Raw genomic sequence first — 8,585 nt, 5'->3', positions numbered from 1 at the left:
CTCCGGCCGGCCGGGGGGCGGCAAAAAAGAAGGGGGAGTTTTGTTTCGCCGTCGTCAGCCCCGCCCACCTCCTCGATCCGACGCTGCCGATCGCCGCGTGCCGGGCGGGGGCCTTGGGAATCCTCGATTTGGGGTATCGACGCGGCGGCTGCGGCGCGCGGAAGAGGGCGGTGGAGCGGTTGCGAAGGGAGGCGGAAGCGGAAGGCGGCTGGGGGATTCGATGGGAGAGCTTCGGTCTTTCCTCGAGGTCTCCCGAAAAAATCGGCCAATGGTCCTCCCCTCCGGTTCCTCATCTCTTTCTTTCGATCGGCGGTGCCTCTCCCCTTCGAAAAGCGCAACTGCCGAGGATCCGGAAGGCGGGCCGCGCGCTGGCCGAGCGCGTCTGGCTCGAGGTCTGCGGCCTCTCCGAGGCACTCGCGGCCGAAGCGGCGGGGTTCGACGGTGTGGTGGTTCGCGGCCACGAGGCCGGCGGCCGCGTGGGCATGAGCAGCTCCTTTATCTTGCTGCAGGAGCTCCACGGACGGCTGGGGATCCCATATCTGCTTTGGGGCGGGATCGGCTTGGGGGGTGCTGCAGCCGCGGAGGCGGCCGGAGCTTCGGGTGTCGTGCTTTCCGAGGCGCTCTGGCTTACCGAGGAGGGACCGTACGCGCGACCGGAGCAAAGACCGGGAGGGAAGGAGTGCGAGGGAGCGGTGGGCGCGGCGGTCGGCGGAGAGGAGATCTTCTTTCGCCTCTTTTCCCGGACGGGTCCGGAGCCGATCCGGATCCTTCAGGAAGAGGCCGACCGGGGGGGGATCTGGTGGCGGAAGCTCGCGGCTCTCTTGGAGGGATCGGAGGACGGTGGGCTCTTTCCTCTCGGCCAGGAGATCGCCTTCGCCCCAGAGCTCGCGTCGACCTACGGGACGGTAGGGAGGGTTCTGGAGGGACTCCGCGCCTCGCTTGCGCGGAGAGCGAGGCAAGCGCTTTCGCAGAGAGCGCTGGGCGAGGGGTCGGCCCTCGCCACGGCGCACCGGACGCGCTTCCCGATCGTCCAAGGACCGATGACTCGGGTAAGCGATACGCCCGCCTTTGCCCGGTCGGTCGCTCGGGCGGGAGGGCTCCCCTTCCTCGCCTTGGCGGTGCTGCGAAGGGAGGCGGTCCGCTCTCTCTTGCTCCGGACCGCCGATGCGCTGGAGGGCCTTCCCTGGGGAGTGGGCCTCCTCGGGTTCCTTCCTCCGGAATACCAAGAGGAGCAGATGGAGGCCATCGAGGAGACGAGGCCGCCCTTCGCCCTCCTGGCCGGCGCTCGGATGAGCCAGATCCGAAGGCTCGAAGGGCTGGGGATCACGACCTATGCGCATGTCCCCTCTCCGGAAATCCTGCGTGGCTTTTTCCAGGAAGGGCATCGCCATTTCATCTTGGAAGGGAGCGAATGCGGAGGCCACACGGGCCCACGGACGAGCTTCGTCCTTTGGGAGAAGGCGATCTTGCTTCTCGCGACGGAGGCGGCCTCCTCTTCCCCGCCGCTCCGCGTGCTCTTTGCGGGGGGGATTCATGACGCCCTTTCGGCGGCGATGGTCTCCGTCCTGGCGGCTCCGCTCGTGGAGAGGGAAGGCCAGATCGGGGTGCTGATGGGAACGGCCTACCTCTTCACTCGGGAAGTGGTCCGAGACGGCGCCATCGTCCGGGAGTTCCAGCGTCAGGCGGCGGCCTGCCGGAGGACGGCTCTCCTTCCCTCGGGAACCGGGGTATGGACCCGCTGCGCCCGGACCCCTTTCTGTACGGAGTTTTTGGAACGCCGTCGCCGCCTCCTCCTCGCGGGGACTCCGAAGGCCGAGCTGCTCCGGGAGCTCGAGCTCCTCAACGTAGGCCGGTTGCGGATCGCGGCCAAGGGGATCACCCGTTCCGCCGTGCCGGAGAAAGAGGGCACCCCTCCCGGCTATGTCTCCGCTCCGCTCCCTCTCCAGAGGAAGGAGGGGCTCTATATGCTGGGAGAGGCGGCCCGACTCCGTCGAGAAATCCTCACGGTCGAGGAGCTGCACCGGACGGTCTCCGTCGATTCCTACCGGAAGCTCGAGCAGGCCGTGGGATCGCGGAGAGTGGGAGGGCGGAAGAGAGGGCGAGGAGAGAGAGAGCCGATCGCGATCATCGGGATGGCCTGCCTCTTTCCGGGAGCGGAGGGGATTCGTTCCTTCTGGGGAAACATCCTCGGCGGGAGAAGGGCGATCCGGGAGGTCGATCCGGCGCGGTGGCGGCCCGAGGAGTTCTTTTCCGGCGCGGTTCCTGCGACCGAGCGGGTCGCCTCGAAATGGGGCGGCTTTCTCGAGCCGCTCCTCTTCGATCCGATCCGGTACGGCATTCCTCCGGCGAGCGTGCCTTCGATCGAGCCGGTCCAGCTCTTGGCCTTGGAGGTCGCCGCCAGAGCCCTAGCCGATGCGGGGCTCCATCGGCGCCCCTTCGCCCGGGAGCGGACCGCGACCATCTTCGGAGCCGGTGGCATTCCCGATTTGGCCGCCGCCTACGTCTTCCGGGCGCTGATCCGCCACTATCTCGGACGGCTCGAGGAGATCCCGCAAGAGCTGCGGGAGAAGATCGAGCGCCGACTTTTGGAGCGGGAGCTCCCGCTTTGGACCCCCGACTCGTTCCCCGGCATCCTGAGCGGAGTCCTTGCCGGGCGGATCGCGAGTCGCCTCGATCTCGGCGGAGCCAGCTTCTCGGTCGATGCCGCATGCGCGTCGGCTCTGGCCTCCGTCCGAGCCGGGATGGAGGAGTTGCGCAACGGACGAGCCGATTTCGCCCTGGTGGGAGCGGCCGACACGAACAACAACGTCTGCTCGTTCGTCGGCTTTACGCAGTCCCACGCCCTCTCCCCCGAGGGAGAGAGCCGTCCGTTTGACGCAGCCGCCGACGGGATCGTCCTGGGGGAGGGGGTTGCCGCGGTGGTGCTCCGTCGTGCAAAGGATGCGGAGCGGGAGGGGGACCGGATCTACGCCCTCCTCCGGGCTTGCGGCAGCTCGAGCGACGGGCGGAACCGGAGCCTCACCGCTCCCCATCTCCAAGGACAGCTTGCGGCGATCGAGCGCGCCTTCCGAGAAGCGGAGATCGACCCCGCTTCCCTCGGATTGATCGAGGCCCACGGCACGGGGACCTCCCTCGGCGATCGAATCGAAATCGAGGCGCTCAAACGGGCGTTTGCTCGAAGCGAGGCCCTCCCGGCCTCCTGTGCGATCGGCTCGGTCAAGTCGATGATCGGCCACACGAAGATTGCGGCCGGCATGGCCGGGTTGCTCAAGGGAGCCCTTGCGCTCCACCAGCGGGTCCTTCCTCCTACGCTCGGGGTCGATCGACCGAACCCCGCATTGCGCTCCCCCGAGAGTCCTTTCTATCTCCCCATGGAGCCGAGACCCTGGTTGGCCGATCCGGAAAAGGGTCCGCGTCGCTGCGGAGTGAGCGCCTTCGGCTTCGGAGGTTCCAACTTCCATCTGGTCTTGGAAGAGTACCGAGGAGCCTTCCGCGCCGCCGATCGAATCGATCTTGCGCCGCGCGAGCGGGAGCTCTTCTTCTTTTCCGGGAACGATCCGCAGCAGATCTTCGATGCGATCGAGCGGCTCCTGCATCGGCTCCCCCGGAGCGGGATCGCGGAGCTCGGCCCCCTAGCCGGCGCGCTCTTCCGGGCGGATCCCTCGCCGGCCGGAAGAGAGACCCCGCCCTTCCGTCTCGCGCTCCTCGCCGCTTCTCTCGAAGAGCTCCGTGGCCGGCTCTTGGCTTGGCAAAGCCGGCCCGGCTGGCCGATGGATGGCTCGGGAGAGTCGGAGGGATGCTACTGGGGAAGCGGTTCGGGGCTGGGAGGACTCTGCGTCCTCTTCCCCGGTCAAGGCTCCCAGCGGGTTGGGATGCTCGCGGAGCTCGCGGTAGCCTCGGAGGATTGCCGGGAGAGGCTCGAGTGGGCCGACCGGGCCCTCCGCCAGGAGCTTCCCCAGCCACTCTCCCGTTACCTCTTCCCCCCTGCGACCTTTTCCGCCGAAGAGCGTTCGGCCCGCGAGGAAGCCCTCAACGCGAGCCGAGTGGCGCAACCCGCGCTGGCCGCCGTCGAGCTCGCCGGGTTATCCTTTTTCTCCCGGTACGGATTCGAGGCGGACTGTTTTTCCGGGCATAGCTTCGGCGAATACGCCGCTCTCTGCGCCGCGGCGGCGCTTCCTCCCGAGGAGCTCCTTCGACTCGCCGCGCAGCGGGGTCGAATCATCGACGAGCTCGTCGCGAAGGGGCGAGTGGGGGCGATGGCGGCGGTCGGCGCCCCTTCCGATAGGGTGCGGGAGCTCCTCCCCTCCATACCCTCGGTCTGGGTGGCCGCAGCCAACGGGCCACGGCAGACGACCATCTCCGGAACGGTCGAGGGGATCGAGCGGGCTCTCGAAGAGCTCCGGCGGACCGGGATCCCCGGCAAGAAGCTCGGCTTGGCCTTTCCCTTCCATTCGGGGTTGGCGGCCGAGGCCCGGGCCCCGCTCGCGCAGTCTTTGGCTCAGATCTCCTTTTCGGCTCCACGAAAGCCCGTCTTCAGCGGGGGGAGCGCCTCTCCCTATCCCTCCTCTCGAGCCGGGATCCGCGCGCTCCTCCTCCGCCAGATCGAAGAGCCGGTCTGCTTCGTCGAGACGATCGAGGCTCTCTACCGAGCCGGCATCCGGGCCTTTTTCGAGTGCGGACCGGGAGCGACCCTCACGGGCTTCGTTCGGAAAATTTTGGCCGATCGCCCCCATCTCGCCTTCGGGCTCGATCCGCTCGGCCGCCCCTTTTGGCAGCGCTGGGGCGAGATCTTGGCCCGATGCTTCGCTGCGGGCGTGCGCTTCCGGTCCGGGGCCTGGTTCGAGGGAAGAGGGTTGCCCGAGCTTTCCTTGGAGGATTTCCGGGTCGAGCTCGAGGCGCGGGAGAAGAGCGAATCCCGCCTCTGGCGGATCGACGGAGGGAGGGCGGTTCGCCTGGAAGCCGATCCGACGACTCGCTCCGGTTCGCGCAGAGCGGAAAGCGGCGGGGACGAGATCCCCAGACTCCCTTTCGAAGAAAATCGTTGCGACACAAAGGCCCCCATGAAGAAAAACGATTCTCCGAGCGAGCCGAGCTCCGAACCGATCCTCGGCGACCACTCCGCTTCCTCTCCCGCCGATCCGCCTCCTCCGCCCGATCCTGCGGCTTCTTCCCGTTCATCGGCGCGGGAGCTCCAGGCGACGCTGCGCCAGCTCATCGAGCTTCAGCGAGAGCAACAGCGGACCCTCCGCCGCTTCTTGGACCTCTTCGGTCCAAGCCTTGCGAACTCGGCCGAAGTGGGCCCGCTGGAAGCGGATGGGGAAGCCGATCACCATCGCGGCCACGCGGAAGAGGGGCTCGGGGTTCCTCCCGCTCCGGTCCTGCCTCCATTTCCAAGGGAATCGGCCTTCCGGTCGGCTCCCGGGGAGCCGAAGACGCCCTTTCCGAGGGGAGAGGAGGAAGCGGCTCCACGGCAAAACGGGATCTCGAAGAACCGGGAGGAGTTCGGGAAGGAGCTCGTGCGAGAGGTGGTCGAGGCGACCGGATATCCGGAGGAGATGGTCCGTCTCGATGCCGATATGGAAGCGGAGTTGGGGATCGACTCGATCAAGAGGGCGGAGATCTTCTACCGGCTACGCCGGCGCTACCCGCTCTTGGCCGAGCAGGAGGAGGAGTGGCTCTTTGCCGAACTCGGATCCCGGCGGACGCTGGAGGAGATCCTCCGCTGGCATGACGAGCTTCTCTCGAAAGCGGGTCCCCTCCGCCGAAAGGGCGCGGTCGCTCAAGCTCGACCGACCCTTCGCCTCCTCGAGGGGGGCGATTCCGAAGACGGACCGAGGAGCTTCTCGACGGCGCGGTATGTCGTCCGCGCCCTCGAGGCTCGACCGGAAGAGTCCGGAGACAAGCCTCCTCCGACGGCGAGGGGCTCCGCCCTCTTGATCGGTCGAGCCTCGCCGCTCGTGGAAGGAGTGGCGCGTCTGCTCGCGCAGAGCGGCGTCGAGGTCTACCGCCTCCTTCCCGGAAGGGCGAGTCGGCAACTTTCGGCGAAGAGCAGGGAGGAGAGCTTCTCCACGGCCCGCTCGCTGCGTGAGGCGCGGCAATGGATCGAAGGAGCTTCTTCCCCGTTGAAAACCCTCTTCTTTTTTTCGTCACCCTCCCGGGACGAGGCCGAACACGCCGCGGAGGCTCGAGAGTTCTTCCTTGCGCTCCAGGCGTGGGCGGAGCCGCTGCGGAAAACCGGGGGCTGCTGGATCGTTCCGGTAACGTCCTTGGACGGCAAGTTTGGCTTGGGCGGCGGTGGAAATTTTGCCGCTTCCTCCGGAGCGCTCCCCGCCCTTGCGAAGACGGCCGCGCGGGAGTGGCCCGAGGTGCGGGTCAAGTGTATCGACTTCGATCCGGAACTCGATCCGGAGGAGGCGGGATTCCACCTCCTTTCCGAACTCGCCTGCGGGGATCCCGCGATCGAAGTGGGCTTCACGCCGATCGGTCGATGGACGCTGCGATTGGAAGAAGCCCCTCTGGCGCCTTCGGGCCCGCTCTTGCCGCTCGATCCCGAAAGCGTCGTGGTCGCCGTCGGGGGCGCCTACGGAATCGGCGCGTACGCGCTGCAAGCCCTCGCCGCCAAATATCGGCCTACCCTGATTCTTCTCGGCCGAAGCGCCCCGCCGGGAGTGGAGGTCCAAGAGTCCTCGGCCGTGGGGCCCGCCGATCGCAAGGCTCTCCTGCTTCGTCGGCTCCGATCGGAGCGGCCCGAGCTGACCCCCGTCCAAGCGGAGCATGCTTGGAAGGCATCGGAGAGGAAGCGGGAGATCGAAAGAAATTTGGCGGCGCTCCGAGCCGCCGGATCCCGGGTCCTCTACCGATCGATCGACGCCCGCGACGCCGCCGCCTTCCGGGCCCTCCTCCAAGAGATCTACCGAAGCGAGAAGCGGATCGACGGGGTGATCCACGTGGCGGGAATCGTCGAGGACCGACTCCTCCAAGAAAAGCGCTTGGCCTCCTTCGAGCGGATCTACGAGACGAAGGTATCGCCGGCGCTGACGTTGGCGCGAGAGCTCCGTCCGGAAGGGCTGCGTTTCCTCGCCTTCTTTTCTTCGGCGGCCGCTCGCTTCGGGAATCCCGGCCAGTGCGACTACGGGGCCGGGAACGAGGTCCTCAACAAGCTGGCCCAAAGGCTCTCCGTCCAATGGCCCGGAGTGCGGACGGTTTCCCTTGGATGGGGACCATGGGAAGGCGGGATGGTCGCAGAGGAGCTCGGCTCCCGTTTCGCCAAACGGGGAATCGGACTCATTCCGCCCACGGTCGGCTCCTCCCTCTTCCTTCGGGAGATCGAAGAGACCGAGACGAGAGAGGCCGAGATCGTCGTGGCCGCGGGGAAAGCGGCCATGGGCTCTCCCATTTCTGGGAGGCTCTCTCCGGAGAGAGAGGGGTGAAGAGCGGTGCCGAAAGGGGCAACCGATGCCGGTCTTAACCGATTTCCGCTCCGTGGAGGCCGTGAAGCCCATTCCACAGATGCTCTCCCTGGAGGTGAGCTGTTGGGCCTTCGCCAACGCCTATTGCGCGCGGGAGCGGATCGTCGATCCGGAAGCGATCCGGGAAGTCCGGCGCGAGGTTCGCGCCCGCTTCAGCCGGTATGCCGTCTCCCCGAAGCTCATTCGCCGGCGACAGCTGGTCTTTTTCCCGAGGCTGGGGGACGTTCGATGGACGGATGCGGGATTGGCTCTCTCGGAGCCGGAGGAGGCGCATCTGCGGCTCCTGCCCGATTGGCAGGAGCCGAGGGGAGTCGATCTCAAGAGCCGCCACGCGAGCTACGGCCGGGTGGTCGAGGGAGTCTTGCGCCAGCTCTACGAAGCGTCGGAAGCCGGGCCCGATGATTGGATCCATGTGACCTGCTCGGGGTATCTGGCTCCCAGTCCGGTCGAGCGCCTCGCCGCCAAGAATGGCTGGTTCGAGACGACCGTCACCCACTGTTACCACAAGGGCTGCTACGGGGCCTTCCCCGCGGTCAAGATGGGCCATGGATTTCTCGCCTCTTCCCGCGGCGGCTTCGGGCCGGTCTCGGCGCGAGTCGAGATCGTCCATACCGAGCTGCTCTCCCTCCATCGAGACGTCGAGGATTGGAGCCCACAGAACATCATAACTCTGACGCTCTTTGGAGACGGCTTCATCCGCTACACGCTCCTTTCGGACGAGGAAGCGGCGCGAAGGAGCGTTCGCGGACTGAAGCTCCTCGGGTATCGCGAGCATCTTTTGCCCGATTCGGCCGAGGAAATGAGCTGGATTCCCGGCTCGCATCATTTCGACATGACCCTGACGACCAACGTTCCGACCGTCATCCGGGAGTCGGTCCGCCCCTTTGCGACCGAGCTGCTGCGCAGCTGTGGGATGGATTGGGAGCGGGATGGAGAGCGGCTGCTCTTCGCACTCCACCCCGGCGGGCCGCGGATCGTCGACTCCGTGCAGGAAGAGATGGGGCTCCATGCCGACCAGGTCGCCTTCAGCCGTCGGATCTTCCGGGAAAACGGCAACATGTCCTCGGCGACCGTGCCCCACATTTGGAAGGAGATCCTTGCCGAGCCGGCGGTCCC

At 67.0% G+C, this 8,585-nt stretch carries 2 protein-coding genes; both read left to right on the top strand.

What is annotated here, in order from left to right; genetic code table 11:
* The first annotated feature begins 113 nt into the window (after window positions 1-113).
* Complete coding sequence (locus tag FN369_RS08570) at window positions 114-7,430, top strand: type I polyketide synthase (RefSeq protein WP_218580028.1); 7,317 nt, start codon at window positions 114-116, stop codon at window positions 7,428-7,430.
* A gap of 25 nt (window positions 7,431-7,455) precedes the next feature.
* The coding region (locus FN369_RS08565) for a beta-ketoacyl-[acyl-carrier-protein] synthase family protein (protein ID WP_142525743.1) at window positions 7,456-8,585 on the top strand (1,130 nt) is incomplete at its 3' end.

This window comes from Methylacidimicrobium cyclopophantes, assembly GCF_902143385.2.
GTDB lineage: Bacteria > Verrucomicrobiota > Verrucomicrobiia > Methylacidiphilales > Methylacidiphilaceae > Methylacidimicrobium > Methylacidimicrobium cyclopophantes.
This window is presented reverse-complemented; position numbering and strand designations above follow the sequence as displayed.